We start from the raw sequence: 22,577 nt of genomic DNA on the forward strand, positions 1-22,577 counted from the left end.
TGGGCTCGGACCGCTCTACGGTCTGAGCTCATACGTTGATTTGAAGATTCTCTTTGATCGCCTGACGCGATCGGCATTGCGCCGCTCCTCAGGTAGCCATCGTGAGTTCAACGGTTGGAAACTCGGTATACGAATACCCGTCATCGAAACTGACGCGAACCTTGAGACTCAGGTGAGTCCCTTCGCCAAGACTTTCAAGGAAGGCCCGCGACAGGATGCCTGTGACCTTGCCGTCATCGAGATGTGCAGAGGTGACGGGTTCATCCTCCAGCACTACATGGCTGACGGAACTCTCGGCCCGTATTGTGACCAACTGGCGCTCAGCCATGAACATCCAGCGGTTCAGGGTAACTTCTGCCCCGGTGTCGGGAACACAGCTCAGGCGCAGTGTTCCGGCATCTACACAGGCGCATTGGACGGTGCTCAATTGTGCAACCGGTAGCGGGACAATGCGCAGATCGAAGGGCCGCGAGGTAGCTTTGGGTTCGCCCGGGCGGGCAACCGTGTAGATAACCGTCAGCCGTTTGCCCATGTTCGCCGGAACGGCCGAAGGTGGTATGGAAAACTGCAGGAGGTTACCTGGATCGGCCTCATTGGTTATCCAGGAACCTGTTTCACCCTGTCCTTGCCAATGCACCTCAACAACATCGTCGGTACTTAGCCCGGCCTCCTCGGGAATCAGAACCTTCGCGCCAGCCCGAAGCATGAAGGCGTCAATGTAGCCCTGACCGGGCACTGTTCTGCGCAACTCGGGCTGGGCGCCAATCACGCTTGGTGCCGCAGGGCGCCATGCCGCCTTTACCTGCAATTCAAGAGAATCCGAAGAACCCGCAGCGCCCGGGCGGGCATACTGCCAGGCAAAATCAACGGTTTCGTTGAGTTGTTGCTGCAACCAGGACGGCTCAAGAGTGAAGGTTATTTCGCCTGTATCGACAGTACGCTGGTCAACCCGCCATGCCAATACGTGGTCATCGCTCCCCTGCCCGCCCGAAGCGTACAACAGAACGTCATCACCGATCTGTATGTCCGTATACGCCGCGACTTTTAGCACGAGCCCTTCAGGAAAGGCCTCCGGATCAAGGCTGTCGCCGACGAGCCCATCAATAAGGACCCTGGGTAAAAGCGGCGTGTCGGGAGCAACAATAGTGAACGTCTGGACCGGCGAATTTTCTTCGCCTGCCTGACTGTCGGCATACTCGACGCTATAACTCACCAAGGCCGAGCCGTTGGGAATGAAGGCGACATAGCTAATACCCAGTGACCAATAAAGAACGCGTCCGGCAACCTCCACTGTCTGAGTATGTGTCCACGTTTCATCTTCGACGCCACCGTCGGACACACCTTGCCAAGTAACAGTTACCTTATCGTTACACGTCATGCGTGCATAAGGTGGCACGGCAAGCGTAAACACCTCGATAGACGAAACCGGCTCGGGATCCACCTTCAGTGCATGAGATTCCTTGACGTGCACGACTGGTAACGAAGTATTCATAGTGACCCACCTATTGACTAAACTTACGTGAAAACTTTAATTTTTGGGGGTGTAAAACGGAGACAAGAAATATTTGCCTCTGCCCGATGCTGCCTTTATAAAACGGCCCGCTTGATCCGGATACCTCGCACTATTGATAGGTGGCAAGCTACTGCGAAGCGCTTAAAGTTAAAACAGATGTCACGGCATTGACATTCGCCCCCCCTTTTTAACTGATCAGCGAGATGATCATGAATACATTACAGCGTTTGTGTACGGGCAGCCTGGCGGCATTATTTATGCTTACGGGTTGTACGCGCGAAAGTCAAATACCTGAAACCAAGCACGTGGACAATGGCTCCGTCAGTTTTTACTTTGCAGATCAGAGTTTGCAGTGCTCACTCCCATTTGGCGGTAAAGTCAAGTTCCCCGAGTCAGGTTCCAGCGACACGTGTAAAGAATTAAAAAACGGTGGGTATTTCAAACTCGTCAACGTTCCCTCCGCCTCGAACATTTACCTTGTAAGCGCCAGACGCAGAGAAAGCACCGGAACCAATAGATGCGAACTAGATCGAAGTTCGTCTCTCAACTTCAAATGGTTTAAGTTAACCACTGTAAAACAACCTACCAACATGGTCGATAAAGTTCGCATCGAGGACCTGAATACGCTGTCAATACCAGGAGTGGTTGTTCCAGGCGTGCGGCTGGTTGACGCATATAAAAGCGGCTATGACTCAGACACCATCACCTGCGCGATAATGGAAGTATCACCATGAAATTACGACACTTATTGGCCCACTCGATGAACAGTGTGGGCAACCCAAAAAAGCTATTGTCGGTTTCAGTTCTGATGATAGCGCTCACGCTCAGCATCACAGGTTACATTCAGGCCCAGCCATCAGACAGCCTCTCTGACACTGACAAAACCCCCAAACTGACCCTGGAGGGTGCGAACGGTGCCAATCACTGCTCATTGGAGTTCAAGACAGGAAAATATGACTTCAACGGTAACGATTACTGCACAAACGATCGGGCCGTCGCTATCGAGTTCGAACACGCGCCCTCGGCGTCCAATGTCCTGCTGTTCGATGACTACAACTGTGACCGTAATGACGATGGCAATTATTTCTGGATCTATCTGCGAATCATAAAAGAAGACCTTACCGCGGATCCGATCCCTTTGGAAGACATCATGGCAACGCCAGCAGGCTTGGTAGTCCGGCCAGGCGTTCAGGTCATGGACCATTATCAGCGGCCGAACGAAACACCCAACAAGCGTACTTCCTGCGTCCAGATTCAGGTCGATGCGCCAGAGCTTTGACCCTGCTCTCATGCCCACTCCATGCGACCATTCCCGAGGCTCACCTCATGGCCACGTCCCTGCATTCCAATGCCTTCAACTTTATGAGTTTCATCAGCGGCGGCGTCGACCCGCGCACCGGGTTGTATACCGTGTCCATCGCCCTGCCCGAACTCAAGACCGAAGACCTGGCCGGCCCCACCGTGCCGCTGGCCTTGGCCTTCAGCCCCCTCAACACCCGCGACGCCGGCTACGGCATGGGCTGGAGTCTGCAACTGTCGCAGTTCAGTCCCGCTTCGCAGATCCTTTCGCTCGGCACCGGCGAAACCTTCAAGGTCACCGAAACCGCCCCCGACGGACGCCTGCTCATGAAAGAGCAGAAACTCGACAGCTTTCATGCCTATGACCTGGGCAACGGTTTTTACCGGGTGGCGCACAAGTCCGGGCTGGTGGAAATCCTTCAGATGCTCGGCAGCGCCGCCGAGCCGGTTGCCCTGCCGGTCGAGATACAGTCCGCCGACGGTCGTGCGGTCACGCTGGCCTACGACACCTTCAACGGCCAGCCCCTGCTCAGCGAGGTCTGGGATTCCCGACGCCGCCTGCTGAGCCTGACCCGCAGCTCCGGTGCCGTCGAGGTGCGCCTGCACCCCGATGAGGTCAATGTGCGCTTTGTGCTGGAATTGTCGGATGCCGACCACCGCGTCGCACGCCTGGTCCTGCCCACCGAGGAGCAGGCCAGGTGGGCATTCACCTACCGGACCCTGAACGGCCTGCTGTGCATCAGCGAAGTGCGCACCCCCGCCGGTGCTCACGAAATCCTGTATTACGACGATGCCGGGCATGCCTTTCCCGGCGCCACCGGACGCCCCGGCCTGCCTCGCGTCAACCGCCATGTCAGCGACCCCGGTCACGGTCAGCCACCCGTCGAAGTGCACTATATGTACGGTACGGCGACAGTACCCGACACCCACAACTTCCTCGGCCATGACGCGGCCGGGTTGATTTTCGAAGACAACGGTCTGGACAACCTTTACCGGATCACCGAGGCCTACCTGTATGGCACCACCGAAACCCTGATGGACGGTGGGCAGGCCGTGCGCCGCATCGAGCGTACGTTCAACCGCTTCCACCTGATGACCGAGCAACGGGTCACTCAGGGGCGCAACGTGAAGACCACTTCAACGGTCTACCATGCCGACGACGAGCTGAGCTTTGATCAGCAACCGGCGTACTGCCAGTTGCCCTTTACCGCCACCGACACCTGGTCTTCACTGGACGATGCCAACCGGGTGCGCCACGAAACCGTGACCACCACCTACGACACGTTCGGCAACCTGCTAGAACAGGTCCAGGCCAACGGCGTGATCGAGACCAGCAACTGGTACCCGGCTGAAGGCGAAAACGGACTCTGCCCGCCCGACCCCGAAGGCTTCGTGCGTCAGCTGGCCAGCCGCACCGTGACCCCGGCCGCATCCACTCACGGCGATCCGTCGCCAGTGCTGCGCACCCGCTACCGCTACGACGCTCTGCCCCCGGTGAGCGGTGCCGACCGGCCCTGGCTGGTACTGAGCGAGGAGGCGTTGCTGCAGGTCGACTCGGCGAAGACCTCTGCGGCCAGGCAGGAAACCTCGCAAGAGGTGACCCGCCTGCTGCAGCACGTCCTGGCCCCATCGATGGCCGCTCGTCTCGTGGCGCTCATCGAGACAGCGCTCCTGCAGGAAGCACCGCACGAAACCTCGCTGCACCTCACCCGACGCACCTACATCAATGATCCGGCCGATGCCCTGAACCACGGCCGTCCACTGCAGGAACGCTTCACTCTCAACGGCATCGACACCGTGACCGACTACGCCTACGTCAAAACCGCCGCCCGCCACGTCGAGGAAACCGTGCTCAGGACCACCCAGACCCTGAGCAGCAGCCTGGATGCCGAGCGCAAGATCATCACTCTGGAACACTCGCTGCTCAGTGGCGAGGCGTTGCTGACCCGTGACGACACCGACGTGGAGATCCGCTACCAGTACGATGCCCTGGGCCGGGTCGTGGCCGAGACCGTGGCGCCGGGCAACAAAGAGTACGAGGCGACGCGCAACTACCGCTATCACCTGGCGGCCCATGATCAGGATCAGGCGTGGCAGGAAGTGGTCAACGTCAAGGACGTGACAGTGCGCAGCGAACTGGACGGCCTGAACCGGGTGGTGAGGGAACTGCGTCAGGACGCCGACGGCAACAATGCCCTGCGCGACACCTATGCGGCGCAGTACGATGGCCGTGGACAACTGATCAGCGAAACGCAGATCGACTGGATGATCGGCCAGAACACCCTGAAGCTGACCCGCCACTTCGGCTACGACGACTGGGGCCAGCAGGTCAGTGAGACCGGGCCGGACGGGGTGGTCAGTTTCAATGTAATGAACCCGTTTGGCTGGACCACCGACCAGGGCTGGTACATGCCCGCGCGCATTAACTGGCGGCAATCCCGGCATGACGACCTGAAACGATACGGTCTGACCGAGACGCGGATGAATCTGTTCGGCAAACCGGAAAGCGTCGAACGTTTTCGGGACGATAACAGCAGCCGTCTACCTCATAAAAGACAGAGCCTGGGCCGCCACATTTATCGCTACGACGGACTGGGACGTGCTGTAGAAGAAATAGACACACTGGGTCATCCCAATCGCTATCGCTACGATGCCTTTGATCGTCAGGTGGAAAACGTGTTGCCTGACGACACCCGTATTCTGCGCGGCTACGCCGCTCACAGCGCCGGATCACTTGCCAGTCGACTCATTGTTCGCCCGCAAGGTCAGCAGAAACCCAACGTGGACGCAGGCGAGCGATCATTCGATGGTCTGAGTCGACTGACCCACCTCAAGGTTGGGCCCAGAAACGAATACTATCGCTACAACGGCGGCCAGACGCTTATCAGCGAGCGCATCACGCCAGGCAAGCGATCAATCCACTACGATTACAAGCCAGGCTTGACCAGCGAACCGACCAGCACCGAGGCTGTGGACGAAAAAGCGACCTTCAGTTACGACTTCAAGACGGCGCACATGACCTCATCATCCAACAGTCAGGGCAAACGCCACTACGACTATGATGCCGCTGGAAATTTGAAAAGCGACATATGGGAGGCCAATAACGCTAAATGGACCGCTGAATACCTCAGTTCCCTGCAGGGCCGTTTACTGCAACGCAACGAGGTGAGCGGATTACAGACAGTGCTGAGCCATGACTCGTTGGGGCGCACTGAAAGCATCAGCCAGGATCGCTTGAAAGCGGCTCTTTACTACGATGCGCTGGGACGTACGCAACGCATCGTGACAACCGACACAGGCCGAAAGGTCAGCCTGGAAACCCGCCTTGAGTACGACGACTTCGACCGCGAAACATCGCGTACGTTGAGCCTTGACGGCCACCCTGACCGTACTCTGAGCCAGGTCTGGCGAGTGGATGACCAGTTACAGAGCCGACACTTGCAGGAAGCGGGTGTCAGTCTGCTGCTCGAAGAGTTCAACTACGACAGCCGTGGACGCCTGACCATACATACCTGCTCAGGCCTCCATCTGCCCCGCGACCGTTATGGCCATGAAATTGTCAGCCAGGGTTTTCGCTTCGATGCGCAAGACAACATTACATTGACCGTTACCCGGTTTGCTGACGGCACCCTGAATCGAAGTGTATTCAGCTACAGTGCGCAGGACACCTGTCAGTTGATACGGGTCAGCCACAGCCACGCTCTTTACAAGCCGCAAACGACTGACTTCAACTATGACGATGACGGCAATCTGCTGAACGATGAGCGGGGACAACAGTTAGCCTACGACAGCCAGGGTCGATTGCTATCTGTGCACAGCGACAGCGGCGACACCCTGAGTCAGTTTCACTATGACGGTCACAATCATCTGGTCGGCGTCGTTGAAGGCAGTCAACCGGCGGCTCTACGCTTCTACGCAGGCAATCGTCTGAGTGCCACGATTCAGGATCAAACCAAGGTCCAGTACCTGTATGGCGGCGACATCCCGCTCGGCCAACAACAGGTCGATGCGCAAGCAGAGACTTGCCTGTTAATGACCAATGCCAGCAATACGGTGCTTGGAGAAAGCACCGAAAGCGAAATGCGCCTGGCAACCTACAGCGCCTACGGTGAAGCCAGCGGCGATGAGCTGCACTGCAAGCTGGGCTTCAATGGAGAGTTGCGTGACACCGTCAGCGATTGGTATCTGCTGGGCAGAGGCTACCGCGCCTACAACCCGACGCTGATGCGTTTCCACAGCCCGGATACCTTGAGCCCGTTCGGTAGCGGCGGGCTGAACCCTTACAGTTACTGCCTGGGCAATCCGATTGCCTTTCAGGATCCTACCGGCCACAGCGTCGGCAAGTTGCAATACCGTCACTTCGAACCCAACCGGACCGCGATTTTCGTGAGTCTGCTGATGACAGCGGCATTTACGGCTCTGGCGGCTACTACGCTGGGCTCAGCGCCACTGATCATCGGATTGTCGCTCACCGGGATAGGCGCGGATATTATCGGCACGGGGTTTCAGGTGGCTGCCTACAGTCAGCGCGACCCGGAAAAGGCCCGGAAGCAGTTCGAGACAGGTAATGCATTTGCACAGATGGGCATGATTCTGGGCTTTGCATCAATAGCAGGTATGGCGAAGGGAGCAGGCAAAGGTACGCTGAAGGGGGCGGCAGGTGCCGAGGACGTTACAGGCTTGGCCAGGAGGGCGAGTAGCACGGACTCGACAAGTAGCAGCTACTTCGACAATTATTGGGTTGAAGGTGGAGAAGACATGATGAGCGGGCTGAACTACATGAGAGACAGCAATCGTCTCTGGCTGCGACGTGGTTTTGGAAATCAGGTAAACATGAAGAATCCTGTTGGTACAGGCTCTGCCAAATTTGCCGATCTCTTCGACGATGCCGGAGGGTACGTAAAGGGTGATCTCCAAATGGGTGATTACGAAGCGCTGCAAAATCCACTTTTCGGCCGCCGCCATTCAGCGCCGGCGTCGTTGGGCAGTAACACACCGAACAGCCCGTCAAGCCCGCCGGCTTCTCCAGCATTCACTCGAGTCACACCGCCTCATCAAACGAGCTACATCGCAGCCGCTCAAAGGGCTCGTGGCATTTCACCTCACGATGCGAGCAAACTTCCTGCCATGTAACAAACAACATGACTGCGGAAAATAACAGGACTGAAACTTCAGTCGCGGTGTACAGCCCCTCATGCTGATCATGACATTAGCGACTGAAGTCAACCGACATACATCAAGGAAAATTCGCACACACGTACGGATTTCTCCTATATCTGCCTACACGATTCACAACTAACCTGTGCGCCGCTTGTAGGACGCTACTTACAAATATTTCGCAACAAACCTACCAGCACAGAAACATTAACTTACTTATAAAACTATAAGCCGAACAGTTGTGCAGCTCGTTCACAAAACAGACGCATCAACTGCCTTTAAAGGAATATCCGATGAAACGCTCTTTGCTCGTACTGCCATTTGCCTTGATTCTGAACACAGCCAGTCTGTCGGCGTTCGCCAACACCGGCACCATCAACTTCACCGGCAGCATCACCTCCACCACTTGCCCGATCCAGATCATTGACCCCGTTACCGGCAATCCGACCGGCAGCCTGGTGAACATCGGTACCGTTTCGGCCAGCCAGTTCACCGTCGTCGGCCAGGAAGTCGGCAACCGCGGATTCGGCCTGCGCCTGACCCCCGGAGCGGGTTGCACCGTCACCGCAGGCGATACCGCAGCGGTGACGTTTACCGGCGTCAAGGACACCACCGGTGACTACTTCGCGTTCAAACCTGTCAACGGCCCGGCAGCTGGCGTCGTCGCCTCGATCCGTGACGACAAGGGCGCACTGGTCGCCAATGGCAAGGCCTCTCGCGATTTCGACCTGGATGTTACTGCGCCGACCGACATGATGTTCTATGTCGCACACCGCTCCACTTCCGCCACCGTCACCGCTGGCAGCACCGAAGCAGACGTACGCTTCACCATCGCCATCAACTGATCACCGCCCGCTCGCCGCGCCATCCGCTCTTGCGCAAGGGCGGCGAGTCTCGCTCGATGAGCGTTATTGCACACCCGCCTATTGCAACAGGTACACCCATGTCGCTCTCTACCTTGCTGCCAGCACGCCGCGCTCTGACGGTTTGTCTGGCCGTTTCATTGCTGGCCGGATATCTGCCCTTCGGTCACGCCGCGCTCGTTGTCAGTGGCACACGCGTTGTCTTCCCGGGCGACAAGCGCAGTGTTTCGCTCATTGTCTCCAACCCGGGCGAACGGACCTATGCAGTCCAGACCTGGGTCAACACCGCGGCAGACGACACCACCACTGCAGTGCCCTTCATCACCAGTCCGCCGCTGTTCAAACTTGAGCCCGGCAAGGAACAGCAGCTCAAGCTCAATGGCCTGCCACACGACCTGCCCAGTGATCGGGAATCACTCTTCTACTTCAATGTGCAGGAAATCCCCCAAGTGCAGAAAAGTGATCAGGAGAATGCACTCAACATCGCTTTGCGAACCCGCCTGAAGCTGTTCTATCGCCCTGCCGGGTTGAAGGGCAACCCGGTCGAATATGTGCGGGAACTGCAATGGTCGATTGAGCGGGTTGATAACCGGACGCAACTAAGGGTCGATAACCCTACACCCTTTCATATGTCCTTCATTCGCATCGATATCAAAGGCAACGGGCAACAATTGCGCCTCAACAGCCCGGCAATGGCAGCACCCATGAGCACTCAGACCTACGTGCTCAGTGGCATCGACCCCGCCGAGGGGCTGCAGGTCACCTTCGCCAACCTCAACGATTACGGCGGCATCACACCCGACCTGACGGCCAGCGTCCGGGTCAGTCACTGATCACCTATCAGCTTCAGCCGCACAGCCAGGAATTCCTTCATGCTTTTTTTCACAGGACCGTCGTGTCTGACGGCCCGCCTGCGCCTGACATTCATGTTCGTTGTCGGTGGCAGCAGCGTATGGCCGTGGCACGCCACTGTTCATGCCAGTGACTTCCAGTCAGGTTTCATGCGCCAGAACGGCGCCGAGGGTGCTGCGGCTGCGGCGTTGGCCCTCGCAAACCTGGACAACGAAGACAGTCTGGCACCGGGACGCTATCACGTGAGCATTCTGGTCAACCTGAACCATTTCGATGAACGACCCCTTGAGTTCGTCCTTGCTGATGGCCAGCAGCGTCTGACGCCATGCCTTTCACGCGGCCTGCTGGAAGAAATCGGGGTTCGTCTGGCCAGCCTCGTCGCCCCGGTGCCTGCAGGTGACGCGTGTATTGATCTTGCAACGTTGATTTCCGGAGCGGGGGCCAGCTTCGACAGCAGAAGGCTGACGCTGTCATTGTCCATCCCTCAAATAGCCCTGCGCCGTGACGTGGCCGGGTACGTCGACCCGGCCCGCTGGGACTCGGGCATCAACGCCGCTTTCGTCAATTATCAGGTATCGGCTCAACAGGGCTCCAGCCAGTATGGCGGCAATCAGAACAGCGATGATCTGTACCTCAAAGGCGGTTTCAACCTGGGCGGCTGGCGGTTTCGCAGCAGCCAGTCGTTACGCCGGAACAATCAGGGGCAGCGCGAGTGGACCAGGGCTTACACCTACGTGCAGCGCGATCTGCCGGGTACTCGGGCCAATGTAACGCTGGGTGAAACCTTCACCTCTGGAGAGGTGTTCAGAAGCCTGCCGATCAAAGGCATGGTGATTGCGACTGATCTGGAGATGTTGCCGGATGTGCTGCAAGGCTACGCACCGGTGATTAGGGGCGTTGCCAACAGCCGTGCAAAACTTGAAGTCTTCAACAACGGCTATCCGCTCTACTCGACCTATGTCAGCGCTGGCCCCTACGAAATCGACGATTTGAGTCTGGGCGGCGGCAGCGGCGAACTGGAAGTGGTCCTGACCGAGGCCGATGGCCGCATCAGGCGTTTTACACAGCCCTACTCCACACTTGGCAATCTGATGCGCGAAGGCGTCTGGCGTTACAGTGCTTCCGTTGGCCGCTACAACGCCACAGGCGATCTGGAGACCCCCTTGCTGATGCAGGGCAGTCTGGCCATCGGCACCGGCTGGGACTTCACACTCTATGGCGGCCTGCAAGGTAGCGCATTTTACCGTGCTGGCAATCTCGGCGTGGCGCGTGACCTCGGCAGCCTGGGTGCTCTGGCTATCGATGTGACTCGCTCGACCGCCGACCTGGATGCCCCGAACACGGCCAGCGTTTCGGGTCTGAGTTACGCCATAAAGTATGGCAAGGCGTTCGAGACCGACACGACGTTGCGCTTCGCCGGCTACCGCTATTCCACCGAGGGTTATCGGGATTTTGACGAGTCCGTGCGTGAACGCCGTCGGGATCGCTCCTTTCGAGGCAGTCGACGCAGCCGACTGGAGGCAGCGGTGTTTCAGAACCTGGGCAGAACCAGCTCTTTGAGTCTGACCCTTTCCCAAGAGGACTTTTGGAACAGCAACTATCAGCAGCGCCAGTTTCAAGTCAACTTCAGCCACCATTATCAAGGCGTGAGCTATACCCTGTTTGCCTCGCAGTCGCTGAACGACGAGCGCTCACGCAATGATCGGCAGTTCGGTCTGAGCGTGTCCTTCCCACTGGAATTGGGGCACTCGAACTTCGCGACCCTGGGTTATAACAACCAGAATGGTCAACATAGCCAGACAGCGCGCCTGACCGGCAGCACCCATGACAATCGCCTGGGCTACAGCGCATCCCTCAACAGGGATCAGAGTCAGCGTCAATCGACCTCAATGTCGGCATCCTGGCAGGCGCCCTACGCCAGCCTCGGAGCGGGTATCAATCAGGGCAGCGATTATCGAAGCGTCTCGGTCAACGCCAGCGGCGCGATGCTACTGCATAGCGATGGCATCGAACTGGGTCCTTACCTGAGCGACACCTCGGTACTGGTTGAAGTACCGGGCGTCGCGGATGTAGGCATCAGCAACGCTGCAGGGGTCAGGACCAATTCAAAAGGCTTTGCCCTTGTGCCTTATATGCGCCCCTACCGGATCAACCGCGTGGCGCTGAAAACCGATGATCTGGGTCCGGATGTGGAGATCGACAATGGCGTGGCACAGGTGGTGCCGCGACGTGGCGCCGTGGTCAAAACCACGTTTGCAGCCCGATCGATCAGCCGCTTGATCCTGACGCTCAGCACCCGCCAGGGCCATCCGCTGCCGTTCGGCGCACAGGTCAGCGATGCGACGGGGCAAGTGCTCGGTGTCGTCGGCCAGGGGGGACAGGTACTGCTGGCCATCGGCGAGCAGCCACAAGCTCTGGAAGTACGCTGGGGACAACAGCACGAACAGACCTGCCAAATCGACCTGAATCCTGGCTCGATGGAACAACGACAGGGCTATCGCCTGCAGGCATTGACGTGCAGCCCTTGATTCGAACTCGCGGACCGGTCTTGCACCGGCGCTTTACAGGACACCTTGCATGAAGTTTCCATCACAATTACGCAACGCTTCACTCGCGTTGCTGGCGGGTTTCGAGATGCAACAGGCGCTGGCCCAGAGCACCTGCTGGGTCAAACCCGACAATGTACACACAGTGACTTACCCGCTCGGTCTCGGCACGGTCTACGTGCCAAAGGATGCCAAAACCGGTAGCGTCATCGGTGTATTCGATCAACCCTTCTCGCTGACGTCCAATGAAGGCCGCTTCGTACAGTGTGAAAACGATGGCGCTCACACGCTGGCGTTCAACGCTGTGGCACAAGCCCCGATCCATGCCGGGACACTGCCGCCTGTCATGGGAGAAGACGTCAACGGAAAGGTTTTCGAAACAGGCATCTCCGGAATCGGCGCGATGATCAGACTCGGGCATCCTTTTGACGGTGTGGCACCGGGATCCTTCGTCCCGTTGACCCGACCGGTGGTGCCATTCAATGCCTTACTGACTGCCAACGTTGTCCTGCCCGTCAACCCGTTGGTCGGCAGGGTCACGCTCATCAAGACCGGGCCGATCCTGCCCGGACCACAGGTCGTGGACACTGCCTTGTTCTACGGCAGGTTCAGCCTGATTCCACGAACCATGGAATTCCAGCTCAGGGCGACGGTGATGCAGGCGCAGTGCGACTCGGCGGTGGTCAGTGACGACCCGGTCAGGCTGGGCGACTGGGGAAGCGCATACTTTGCGGCCCCCGGAACAGGTACGACCCCCGTCACATTCAGTATTCGTCTGGGCAACTGCGAATCCGACCCGGGTGATGTCAACATCGCCTGGGCCAACATCCGACTCGATGGTGTCAGCGGCTCGGCACCGGTTCCCGGCGTAAGCGGCGCATTTTCCCTGACCAGCGACTCCACAGCTCAGGGAATCGCCGTGCAAATCATGCGCAGTGATGGATTGACGCCCATACCGCTGGGTCAGGATGTACCTATGATCACGGTATCGCCAGGCAATACGGTGCTGGACATGAGCGCCCGCTACTACCAGATCGGCGATAAGGCACAGGTCAGGCCCGGGCTCGCAAAAGGGGCTCTGAACTTTACCGTCAGCTATCAATGACCGAATCGAATATTCATTGCTCCAGCGTCAGGTTCAACCTCGGGAACAGCACGTCGCTCGCCCCGTTGTCGAAGCTGACCCTGACCTCGACGTTCAACGCACCCAATGGAATGGCTTGCAGATCGACCTTCTGCACGTCCACCTCAAGATAGCCGGTATCAATGTCGTGCTGGATCACTGCGTAACGGTCCAGTACCGGCAGAGGCGCACCGCTGGACAGCAACGTAAGGCTGACCATCTGGGCAACACTCATGAACATCCAGCGGCTCAGTCTGAACGTTGCATACCCATCCACACTGGCGAGGCTGAGCCGACCCGATGAGATGCCAGGCCGGGTACACTGGACCGTCGGCCAGCGCTGGCCTGCAAGCATCTGAACGCTCAACTCATGATGATCCGACTCCGCATCAGGCCCATTACCGCTCACCCGATAATACACCGCGATTTTTCTGCCCATGTGCTGGGGAACGTACTGCGGCGGCACAGTGAATCGTTTGCCGGTCGAGTCCGCCGTTCTGGTTTTATGCTCGCCATAGGTTCCAGGGACAGACCACTGTACTTCGATCACATCGCCCGGTTTGAAAACTGCAGTATCGGGGATTACAACTGTTGCGCCGCCACGGGCACTGTAAGGATCGAGGCTGCTGCTGGTCGAGCTGCCGACAGCTTCGGCCACCGTGGGGCTGGGCAGCAGACGCGGAACCGGCTGAGCCTTGATCGCCAGTTTGACCCGCTCCGAATAATTCGTCTCGTTCCCTGCCCGGTCGCGCAGCCGATAGAACGCGAAACGGTCACCATCACCCCGATCAATAATCATGCGGCCCGGAAACGTCAGCAACAGTGGCTGGCTTTCCCCGCGGGGCAGGGTCCGGCGGGCTACCTCATCGCCTGGCAACACCTGAGACTGATCGTCGCTCCAGTACCAGATGATGACATCGCCCGGCTTGAAATCCGCATAGACCGGGACCTGCGCCACTGCCTGATCCCCGTTATCGAACAGGTATTGCTCTGTAATGATGTCCGTATCGAATACCAATGGACCGACATCAGAGCCGATGACAGGCGGCGTCAGGTCAATGCTGACGGGCTGCCCGTCGGAGGCATTGATGTCGCCATTGGGGGTGACCAGTTCGTACCAGACCTCATGAAGACCCTGAACCAGACGGATGACAGGCACCTCAAACAGAAGCTGATCCACAGGTATGACCGGGTACTGGTCACTGTCCCACTTACGTTCTTCAACCAAATGCTGAGTGAGGCCCGTCACCCAGTACAGGCGCACGATAGTCTCCAGGCCTGAGATCGGAATATGCGTCCAAACGGGAATACTCACTGGCAAGCTTATGAGAGCGGCGCTGGTGGGTAGCAGATCACGTTCATCCCATTGGGAATCGTTGGGCAGCAGCGCGGCCACTACAGGCGGGGGCAAGTTTTGTTGCAGGGGTTGCTGAGCAGTCGTCATCGCGAACTCTCCATGAACATGCCTTCTGGTCAGGAAGTCATGACCGGTTAACTGACGTACATTCAATACCCCAGCAGCGAATTTCGGCACTCTCAGAAGTGTGAGGTTCATGAAGAAAAAGGCCGCAACGGCCTTTTTCTTTCTGGCGATTACCAGCTATATCGCAACCCGATATTGGCACCCCAAGGCTGTTCGACACGATTGCCTCGGCTGTAGTCGAAATCGGCATGCGCTTGCCAGCGTTCCGTGAGGGACATGGCCATGCCCACGCCCAGCTCACCCCGGGAGCCTGATAAATCGTTATTGAAACGGTTACCGTTGACGCGTACTTCGTTCTCGTCCATGAACTCATGAACCAGCGCGGCACGGATGTAAGGCTGCACAATGCGTCCATCGCCCATATCGAAGTTGCGCCCCGCGGTCCCGCCCAGTTTCGCCAGCAACGAACCGGTCCGCTCGCCTTCTGCGCGCATGCCGCTGGACAGCTGATAGTCCTTTGCGTCGATCACCAGGCCGGACACTTGCCCGAAGGGTTCGACGAAGTAACCGTCGGCCAGACGAATGTGTCGACCGAACTCCAGAGACGCACCCAGTCCGTTATTGTCGTAGTCACTTGTGGCCTGCTGCCCGTCACTCATGGTGACATCGGCCTTGTTACGCAAATGGTTGAGCTTCACGACACCGTCGAAGTAATAGCCACTCCGCTCGTCCAGCCACGTCGCGTAGGCACCGGCATAGTAGCTGTCGACTTTACCGGTAGTGCCGCGCTGCAGGTCAAGATCGGACTTGCTGTAGCCGGCCATTACACCTATAAGCCATTGCCCATCGCCCACCGGGAGCGGTGCGTCCGCCCCCAGACTCAACCCGCTCATGGATTGCCGATAGCCGACACCTGCGCTCTGCTCGACGTCGTAGCGACTGCCGTAGGCACGCATCCAGCCACCCGCATTAGCGGGATGGCTGCGCAACTCGCCCATGCGCGTACGCAACGTTGTCAGTTCACCGTACCAGATCGTCGGCGCGGCATTGAACAGCGCCAGCACCGAGCTGGTTCCCGGGCTGATGGTTCTGGTCGCAGCATCCAGGTACCAATCATTGCCTTCGCGCACCAGATCATAGGAAAAGGTCCCCTGATCGACAGGACCGCCCAACAGGCTGAATTGCGCATCTCCACCGCCGATATGCACCATGTGCAGACTGGTATCGCTCACCGGGTCTTCGCCGCTGGCGGTCACAGCCAATTCATGGCTGCCACTGGCCGTGCCGGAGACGTCCAGGAAATCGTTCTGGCTTCGCGCGAAATCCGCCTCCATGGCGAAGATGCCACTGCCCTCAAGGTTGTTCACCGACAGCGTGTAAAACGCTCCAGGCTCGCCGAATCGCACCGTGCCACCGGCCAGCGCAAGGTTTTCAACCTTGCCGTCGCCGGTCATGATCCATTGCGCGTCACTGTTGACCGCCAGACGCTCAACATTCTGCAGGTTGCCTGTCAGAGTCGCCGAATTCTGAAGCACCAGATGGGCAGTGGCACCCTCTTGCGCAATGACATCGCCGTTCAGCCGGCTGTTGTCGACCGTCATGTTTGCAGCAGCATTACCGGTGACCTCCAGCAAAACGTCTTTCGCCCCTTGAAGCGTCGAGCCGTTGTTGACATAGAGCTGCGCAGCTGTCGACGGCAGACCGTAATCGCCCACCAAAATGGCAGCACCTGTCGTGCCCTGTACAGTTGCACCGTCCAGGATCAGCGTATTGGGGGTGGACAGATCACTGCCTGGATTAATGGCGACTCCATTGCCGCCACTGATCGTACCGCCGTAGATGCTTGCCCGCCCATTGCCCATCTGCATACCCCAGTTACGGCCGCTGATCTGGGCGTTGCGCGCTGTGAACTCGCCGAACGTACCCACCTGCACACCGATCAGCCCCGCGCTGATCACACTGTCCTGAACAGTCGCGCTCGAGCCACCGGGGACAGTGCTGATGCCACCCAACGACAACCCTATGGTCGTGCCCGTAATCGTAGTGCCGACGATATCGGCAGTGGCGTTCAACAGAGATACGCCTGCCCCGGTGCCAGTGACGCTGGAACCGTCAAGCACCAGACCTGCCCCCTGCTCTACAGTGATGTTGAGCGTCCCGGCACCATTGGCCGTCAGGGTGGCTCCGTTGAAAACACGGTAATCGGTTATGGGGGTGGTCCCGTCAATGGTCCTGTCATACGGTACACCTTCGGCAAGGACCTGTTCACCGAGCAGCAGGAAAGGCATCAGCGCAAGGGGTTTGAATGAGAACAACAGAAGCGGGCGACCGACAGGCGAGGAATGGTTCATCTAAGGCATCTCCAGACTACGAACTGCTGGTCCGCCTATCGGCGAACCAGCGAATAACGAAAGGGCGCCAAGAGTAGATAGACACTCCTTCATCTTCTATCAGAAAGATCAACGCTTACTGTAGGAATCTTCCTACAACTAGCGAACGGTCTGAATATCGTTCTGTCGGGATTACGACTTATCTCAGTATTGTTCGCTATAACACTCAAGGAAATTCCGGCAAAGACGTTATATCGCACGTGCCACTCGGATCACCCAGATCCTGAATACCGACAACGGTATCGACGAATTGTGAAGTAACAGTTCTACTATCAATGGTCAGTGTATAAACCAAATGGGCATATGCCCAACCGTTAGTCGTATCCACCTGCGCAGGCAGTATATGTTTGCTATAAGGCTGCACAAACCATTCGATGCCGTTTTTATCTGCGTCTGCCCCGATGGGCAATTCCTCGCTCAATTTGGTTCCGGCAACATCCGTAGTCTGGTCTGCCTCTTTCAACACCCAGTTCAAGGTGATTTTTTCTCCAGCAATCAGGTATCTGGAGGCAGGCACACTGACCCGGTAACCGATCTGGCCGTCACTAACACGCTTGCGCAACGACTCGCAGTTAAGCAGCGAACCACCGCCGACAGTGGAGATATCCGGGAATGTCGCAGCCGCCAGGATAATCGGTACTGCGTCAACTTGTACCCGCTTCTCGGGCGACTGCTGAGGATTGATAAAATCCGGATGAGTGACCGTGTAATACACCGGCACGTTGCCCGCCCCCCCTGCCTCGACTTCACTCCACAAAACCGTCAACGCGACTTTATCGCCGGGTTTTTCATTACCGTCGAGCGTAGCCGTCTCAGCCACCGCCACGCCATTCCAGTACACCGTGATGATTTCGCCAAGCCGGGTAGGACTGTAGAGCGTAACGGTAGCCAAAGCGTCCGTACCTTGATCGGCACTTGTCAGATGGTCAGGTGTATTCGAGTCTCCCGTAACCACCACAGGGTCCAGAGAGACATTGACCGGATCCGGCTCACCCGGGTTTACAGGCCCCGGGTAGGCAAGATTGACGTCTACCTCGATACCGTCGGCATTGGGCAGGGGGAAAGGCGTCGTGCCGCGCAGCACCTCGTAGGTAACCGGCACAGTAACGTCATAAGGGGCGGAGCCGGGAGCGGTATATTCAGTCGCAAGGTGCTCCCAACTGACCACAACCCTCACTGGAAACGGGTTACTCCCTTCCCCGATTCGTTTTGGTGTCAACTTTGTTGCTCCCCATTTGACCACTACATCGTCATCGGGAATGTACTGATCAAACCTCGGAATCTCGACCGTCACGCCCGTGCGTGCGTCAGCCAGGTCGATCAAACCGTCATCGGCCAGCGGAACGACAGGGGGCTTGAGGTTGGCAGGCAACAGCCCTCTCGCGACAGCGACGGTCCGTACACGAGAGGGTCTGCTGGGGTTTCCCGCCTTGTCAAACAGCTCATACGCCACGTAGTGATTCCCGGACAGGTAGCGATCCACCAGTGCGCGAGACACCAATACTCTGCGGTCAGTGGGTAGTAAATGAGAAACATCCGGAACGATGGGTTGATCCGGGGGCGGAACCTTGTCCGACCATACAAGCGCAACCGTTACACACTCCTTCTTGTCTTCAACAAAGTCGGGCACTGTCACGAACACGCCGTTATCGGCGTCAAGAACCGTGTCATTGACTGGGCCGGGGTCTTCGATAGCGAGAGGATCGTCAGATCCGTAAGGCGGAGTCCGGTCAACAGTAATCGGCTGGTCCTGCGAGTACTCGATGACGGCCGAGTTCCAGCCTTTTACTCCGTACCTGAAATGAAACAGACCTTCCCTGCCGATGAAATGCTTTTGCTCAATGAATCTTTCCAACGGAAATGCTATAGAAGTAGAAGTCTGGAACGACTCTGTCCAAAGGTTACTGTACGCGGTGCTGTCGCCAGCGCGCCATTCAAGATGCAGTTCCTCAACGAAACCCGGCGGAGGAGCCAGCGGCCGCCAATCTTCCACCTTGATCGCGAGATTTCCCGTTAGTGCAGTAATGGGGAGCAGCCCGTCCGCATCTCCAGAAAAGGCATCGACGACCGTGACAGGCACCAGTTGCATCGTCCTTTGGCTTTTCAATTCCCGCTGTTGCCGGATGTAGCGTTCTCGTACCTGCCTGGCATGCAGTGCATCATATTTAGGTTTTGAAGGCATGGTTGAATCTCCGTTCTGTGCATTGCATAGCCGCTACGCGGGACTTCGGCCATGCAGGGCGCTCGGCCCTGTCTGTCAGTGGACATCCACGGTGAATCAGGCACCACTCCCGGATCTGCCAGCTTGACAACTCATCGCTCAGGTCCTTCAGCCAGGACATGGAAATATGTGTCTGAATTGATACAGTGAGGACATGCGGACGACATTCAGAATCGACACGCTTGCGCACCGCACACCAGACGCCCGAGTCCGGCAATGGCAAGCGGCTCGTTCATGACAGGCAGCCAGCGAGACAGCAAAAACCTATGCAAGCAATTACCGACAGTGCGGCCGATGATGGGGCCACTGAACAGCGTTGGACCACACGGGCCCTGATCGTCGACGACGACGTAGCGATCCGTGAACTGCTGTGCGATTACCTGACGCGTTTCAATATTCAGGCGCGTGGCGTGACTGACGGCGCCCAGATGCGCCTGGCCCTGAGCGAAGAAAGCTTCGACGTGGTGGTGCTGGACTTGATGTTGCCCGGAGAAGACGGCCTGTCATTGTGCCGCTGGCTGCGCAGTACATCGGATATCCCCATCCTGATGCTGACCGCCCGCTGCGAACCCACCGACCGCATCATCGGCCTGGAACTGGGTGCAGACGACTACATGGCCAAACCGTTCGAGCCCCGCGAACTGGTGGCGCGCATCCAGACAGTCCTGCGCCGGGTTCGCGATGAACGCAGCGATCAGCGCAGCACGATTCGCTTCAACACTTGGCGCTTGAATAGCGTGCTGCGCCAGTTGATCGCACCCGATGGACTGGTAGTACCGTTGTCCAATGCCGAGTTTCGGCTGCTGCGGGTGTTTCTCGAGCGTCCGCATCGTGTGCTGAGCCGCGAGCAGTTGCTTGACGCTGCCCGTGGTCGTTCGATCGAGGCGTTCGACCGCAGCATCGACCTGCTGGTCTCGCGCCTGCGCCAGAAGCTGGCCGACGACCCGAAGAACCCGCAACTGATCAAGACCGTACGCGGCGAAGGCTATCTGTTCGATGCCAGGGACCTGGGTTGATACGCAGGTTCGATACGCTCTTCTCCCGTCTCTTCGGTGGTGCGCTATTGGCCATCCTGCTGGCGCACCTGCTGGCATTCATCTGGTTCATGAATTACGGCATGCACCCCATGCAGCCTCCGCCAGGGGGTGAACTTTCTGCTCAGCACGATCAGAGCAGCCCGGACTATCCGGACGAGCGACGCAGGCCCCCCAGGCCGCCGCTGCTGGGCGGCCCGGTAGTCCCGCTGATCTTTCAGTTAATTACCCTGATCATCGCGGCGTGGTATGGCGCCAAGGCCCTGAGCCGTCCTGTGCAGCGATTGAGCGAAGCCGCCGAACGCCTGAGTGAAAACCTCGACAGCCCGCCGCTGGAAATCTCCGGCCCGCGCGAAGCACGTCAGGCGGCGCAGACCTTCAACCTGATGCAGCACAAGCTCCGTGAGCAGATGCAGCAACGCGGGCGAATGCTGGCAGCGGTCTCTCATGACCTGCGCACGCCCCTGTCGCGGCTCAAGCTGCGTGTCGAACAGATCGAGGAGCCCAGGCTGCATGGGCAGATGACCCAGGACCTCAACGACATGATCAACATGCTCGACGCGACCCTGGCGTACCTCAACGAACACCGCAGAACCGAAGTCCTGCAGCAGCTGGATTTGCAGGCGCTGATCGAGTCACACGCTGAAAACGCGCAGGACAATGGCGACGATGTTCAATACGAAGGCCAGTGCAAGCCGCTGAAAACCCAGCCCATGGCGCTGCGCTCATGCCTGCAGAACCTGGTCGACAACGCCTTGCGCTATGCAGGCAGTGCGAAGATCGTGATCGAGGACGGCGCTGATCGGGTCAGGATTTCGGTCGTCGATCACGGCCCCGGCATTGCGCCTGAACTGCATGAAAGCGTGTTCGAGCCGTTTTATCGACTGGAAGGTTCGCGCAATCGCAACTCCGGTGGCGTCGGCATGGGCATGACCATCGCCCGCGAAGCCGCACGACGCATTGGGGGGGAATTGTCGCTGGAGCAGACGCCGGGTGGAGGACTGACGGCGGTGCTGTATTTGCCGCGTCATTGAACCCAGACGCCACAGGTAATAGCCCTGCGACGTCGCTGGCCTGCGCGAGCGTCCATTCAACGCGGCGTTCGCGCCCGCTCACTGCCGACCCAATCCGTCAACAGACTATAAGCCACCGCCAACAACGTTGGCCCGATGAACAGGCCAATAAACCCGAACGCCAGCAGCCCGCCAAAAACACCCAACAATACAATCACCAATGGCAAGTTACCGCCCCGGCTGATCAGGTAAGGCTTGAGCACGTTGTCCACGCCACTGATGACGAACATGCCCCAGATGCCTAGGAACACGGCCATGCCGTACTCACCCTGCCACACCAGCCAGGCGGTGGCCGGCAGCCAGACCAGCGGCGGGCCCATGGGGATAAGGCTGAACAGGAAGGTCAGAATACCCAGCACCAGCGCGCCGGGAATGCCTGCGATGAGGAAACCGATCAGCGCCAGTACCGCCTGGGCAGCAGCGGTACCGATCACACCGTTGACCACGCGCTGAACGGTACCGGCGACCAGATCCAGATAATACTGGGCCCGGTCGCCGATCAGACGTTCCAGCAGGCTGAGGACGAAGGCCGCCAGACGCGGGCCGTCGCGGTAGAAGAAAAACGCAAAGACGATGCTCAGGGTCAGCTCGAGAATACCGCCACCGATTTGCGCACTGCGCGCCAGCAACCAGTTACCGACTTCGCCCAAATAGGGTTTGACCGTCGTCATAAAGGCTGCGCCCTGCTGATCGATGGTGGTCCAGAAACCCACCAGCCGCTCACCCACGATCGGAATGCCTGCCAGCCAGGTGGGCGGATCCGGCAGACCATCGACCTGAACATCTTTGACAAACGCCGAGGCATCACGCACGTGGTCAGCCAGATTGAAACCCAGCCATACCAGCGGCGCGGCCACCAACAGCAGCCAGCACAGACTCATGACCAATGCCGCCAGCGATTCCCGCCCCTTGAACCAGCGCGTCAGCAGGCGCATCAACGGCCAGCTGGCAAACGCCAGCACCGCACCCCAGACCAGTGCCGACCAGAACGGCGCCATCACCCACAGGCAAGCGCCGAACAGGGCCAGCAGCAGGATCTGAACCAGTAGACGATCGTTGTTGAACATGAAGGGCCTGCGAGAA

At 58.3% G+C, this 22,577-nt stretch carries 14 protein-coding genes; 9 read left to right on the top strand and 5 right to left on the bottom strand.

Translation table 11 applies throughout. The features are described from left to right. Window positions 1-88: 88 nt before the first annotated feature. On the bottom strand, window positions 89-1,492 hold the full coding sequence (locus AC0IXS_RS04450; RefSeq protein WP_471823950.1) for a hypothetical protein: 1,404 nt from the start codon (window positions 1,490-1,492) through the stop codon (window positions 89-91). Between the two features lie 230 nt (window positions 1,493-1,722). Here AC0IXS_RS04450 and AC0IXS_RS04455 point away from each other — a divergent pair, with 230 nt between their 5' ends. The 7 genes from AC0IXS_RS04455 (at window position 1,723) to AC0IXS_RS04485 (ending at window position 13,335) form a co-directional block, all read left to right on the top strand. Next, window positions 1,723-2,247, top strand: a complete 525-nt coding sequence (locus AC0IXS_RS04455) for a hypothetical protein (RefSeq protein ID WP_163033363.1) — start codon at window positions 1,723-1,725, stop codon at window positions 2,245-2,247. Then, window positions 2,244-2,792, top strand: a complete 549-nt coding sequence (locus AC0IXS_RS04460) for a hypothetical protein (RefSeq protein WP_164672324.1) — start codon at window positions 2,244-2,246, stop codon at window positions 2,790-2,792. The genes AC0IXS_RS04455 and AC0IXS_RS04460 overlap by 4 nt, the downstream gene beginning before the upstream one ends. Window positions 2,793-2,839: 47 nt before the next feature. Then, entirely contained in the window at window positions 2,840-7,945 is a 5,106-nt protein-coding gene (locus AC0IXS_RS04465) for an RHS repeat-associated core domain-containing protein (RefSeq protein ID WP_471823952.1), read from the top strand. A gap of 317 nt (window positions 7,946-8,262) precedes the next feature. After that, window positions 8,263-8,814, top strand: a complete 552-nt coding sequence (locus AC0IXS_RS04470) for a fimbrial protein (RefSeq protein WP_057410418.1) — start codon at window positions 8,263-8,265, stop codon at window positions 8,812-8,814. Between the two features lie 98 nt (window positions 8,815-8,912). After that, entirely contained in the window at window positions 8,913-9,665 is a 753-nt protein-coding gene (locus AC0IXS_RS04475; RefSeq protein WP_122668688.1) for a fimbrial biogenesis chaperone, read from the top strand. 39 nt (window positions 9,666-9,704) lie between these two features. Further along, a complete protein-coding gene (locus tag AC0IXS_RS04480) occupies window positions 9,705-12,212 on the top strand; it encodes a fimbria/pilus outer membrane usher protein (protein ID WP_449121794.1) in 2,508 nt (835 codons plus the stop codon). Window positions 12,213-12,261: 49 nt separating this feature from the next. Beyond that, window positions 12,262-13,335 carry a fimbrial protein gene (locus AC0IXS_RS04485; protein ID WP_057410415.1) on the top strand — a complete coding sequence of 358 codons (1,074 nt, stop codon included), beginning with the start codon at window positions 12,262-12,264 and terminating at the stop codon, window positions 13,333-13,335. Between the two features lie 13 nt (window positions 13,336-13,348). Here AC0IXS_RS04485 and AC0IXS_RS04490 read toward each other — a convergent pair whose 3' ends face one another. From AC0IXS_RS04490 to AC0IXS_RS04500, 3 genes are all read right to left on the bottom strand, one after another. Then, window positions 13,349-14,617 carry a hypothetical protein gene (locus AC0IXS_RS04490; RefSeq protein ID WP_241088890.1) on the bottom strand — a complete coding sequence of 423 codons (1,269 nt, stop codon included), beginning with the start codon at window positions 14,615-14,617 and terminating at the stop codon, window positions 13,349-13,351. 329 nt (window positions 14,618-14,946) lie between these two features. After that, window positions 14,947-17,127, bottom strand: a complete 2,181-nt coding sequence (locus AC0IXS_RS04495) for an autotransporter outer membrane beta-barrel domain-containing protein (RefSeq protein ID WP_122668690.1) — start codon at window positions 17,125-17,127, stop codon at window positions 14,947-14,949. A gap of 205 nt (window positions 17,128-17,332) precedes the next feature. After that, complete coding sequence (locus AC0IXS_RS04500) at window positions 17,333-19,348, bottom strand: hypothetical protein (protein ID WP_240045193.1); 2,016 nt, start codon at window positions 19,346-19,348, stop codon at window positions 17,333-17,335. Window positions 19,349-19,653: 305 nt separating this feature from the next. Between AC0IXS_RS04500 and AC0IXS_RS04505 the strand changes: the two genes are divergently transcribed. Both AC0IXS_RS04505 and AC0IXS_RS04510 read left to right on the top strand, forming a co-directional pair. Then, window positions 19,654-20,403 carry a response regulator gene (locus AC0IXS_RS04505; protein WP_057410421.1) on the top strand — a complete coding sequence of 250 codons (750 nt, stop codon included), beginning with the start codon at window positions 19,654-19,656 and terminating at the stop codon, window positions 20,401-20,403. Continuing rightward, window positions 20,400-21,455, top strand: coding sequence for a sensor histidine kinase (locus AC0IXS_RS04510; RefSeq protein ID WP_057410412.1), 1,056 nt, complete (start codon window positions 20,400-20,402; stop codon window positions 21,453-21,455). Before AC0IXS_RS04505 ends, AC0IXS_RS04510 begins: the two co-directional genes overlap by 4 nt. Before the next feature lie 56 nt (window positions 21,456-21,511). Here AC0IXS_RS04510 and AC0IXS_RS04515 read toward each other — a convergent pair whose 3' ends face one another. Further along, window positions 21,512-22,561 carry an AI-2E family transporter gene (locus AC0IXS_RS04515; protein WP_057410411.1) on the bottom strand — a complete coding sequence of 350 codons (1,050 nt, stop codon included), beginning with the start codon at window positions 22,559-22,561 and terminating at the stop codon, window positions 21,512-21,514. Window positions 22,562-22,577: the final 16 nt, after the last annotated feature.

It is taken from the genome of Pseudomonas sp. AC016 (assembly GCF_979253365.1).

Excerpts from the sequence above, each read along its gene's own strand:
- AC0IXS_RS04450 (WP_471823950.1), bottom strand. The coding sequence starts at position 1,492 with ATGAATACTTCGTTACCAGTCGTGCACGTCAAGGAATCTCATGCACTG.
- AC0IXS_RS04455 (WP_163033363.1), top strand. The coding sequence starts at position 1,723 with ATGAATACATTACAGCGTTTGTGTACGGGCAGCCTGGCGGCATTATTT.
- AC0IXS_RS04460 (WP_164672324.1), top strand. The coding sequence starts at position 2,244 with ATGAAATTACGACACTTATTGGCCCACTCGATGAACAGTGTGGGCAAC.
- AC0IXS_RS04465 (WP_471823952.1), top strand. The coding sequence starts at position 2,840 with ATGGCCACGTCCCTGCATTCCAATGCCTTCAACTTTATGAGTTTCATC.
- AC0IXS_RS04470 (WP_057410418.1), top strand. The coding sequence starts at position 8,263 with ATGAAACGCTCTTTGCTCGTACTGCCATTTGCCTTGATTCTGAACACA.
- AC0IXS_RS04475 (WP_122668688.1), top strand. The coding sequence starts at position 8,913 with ATGTCGCTCTCTACCTTGCTGCCAGCACGCCGCGCTCTGACGGTTTGT.
- AC0IXS_RS04480 (WP_449121794.1), top strand. The coding sequence starts at position 9,705 with ATGCTTTTTTTCACAGGACCGTCGTGTCTGACGGCCCGCCTGCGCCTG.
- AC0IXS_RS04485 (WP_057410415.1), top strand. The coding sequence starts at position 12,262 with ATGAAGTTTCCATCACAATTACGCAACGCTTCACTCGCGTTGCTGGCG.
- AC0IXS_RS04495 (WP_122668690.1), bottom strand. The coding sequence starts at position 17,127 with ATGAACCATTCCTCGCCTGTCGGTCGCCCGCTTCTGTTGTTCTCATTC.
- AC0IXS_RS04500 (WP_240045193.1), bottom strand. The coding sequence starts at position 19,348 with ATGCCTTCAAAACCTAAATATGATGCACTGCATGCCAGGCAGGTACGA.
- AC0IXS_RS04505 (WP_057410421.1), top strand. The coding sequence starts at position 19,654 with ATGCAAGCAATTACCGACAGTGCGGCCGATGATGGGGCCACTGAACAG.
- AC0IXS_RS04515 (WP_057410411.1), bottom strand. The coding sequence starts at position 22,561 with ATGTTCAACAACGATCGTCTACTGGTTCAGATCCTGCTGCTGGCCCTG.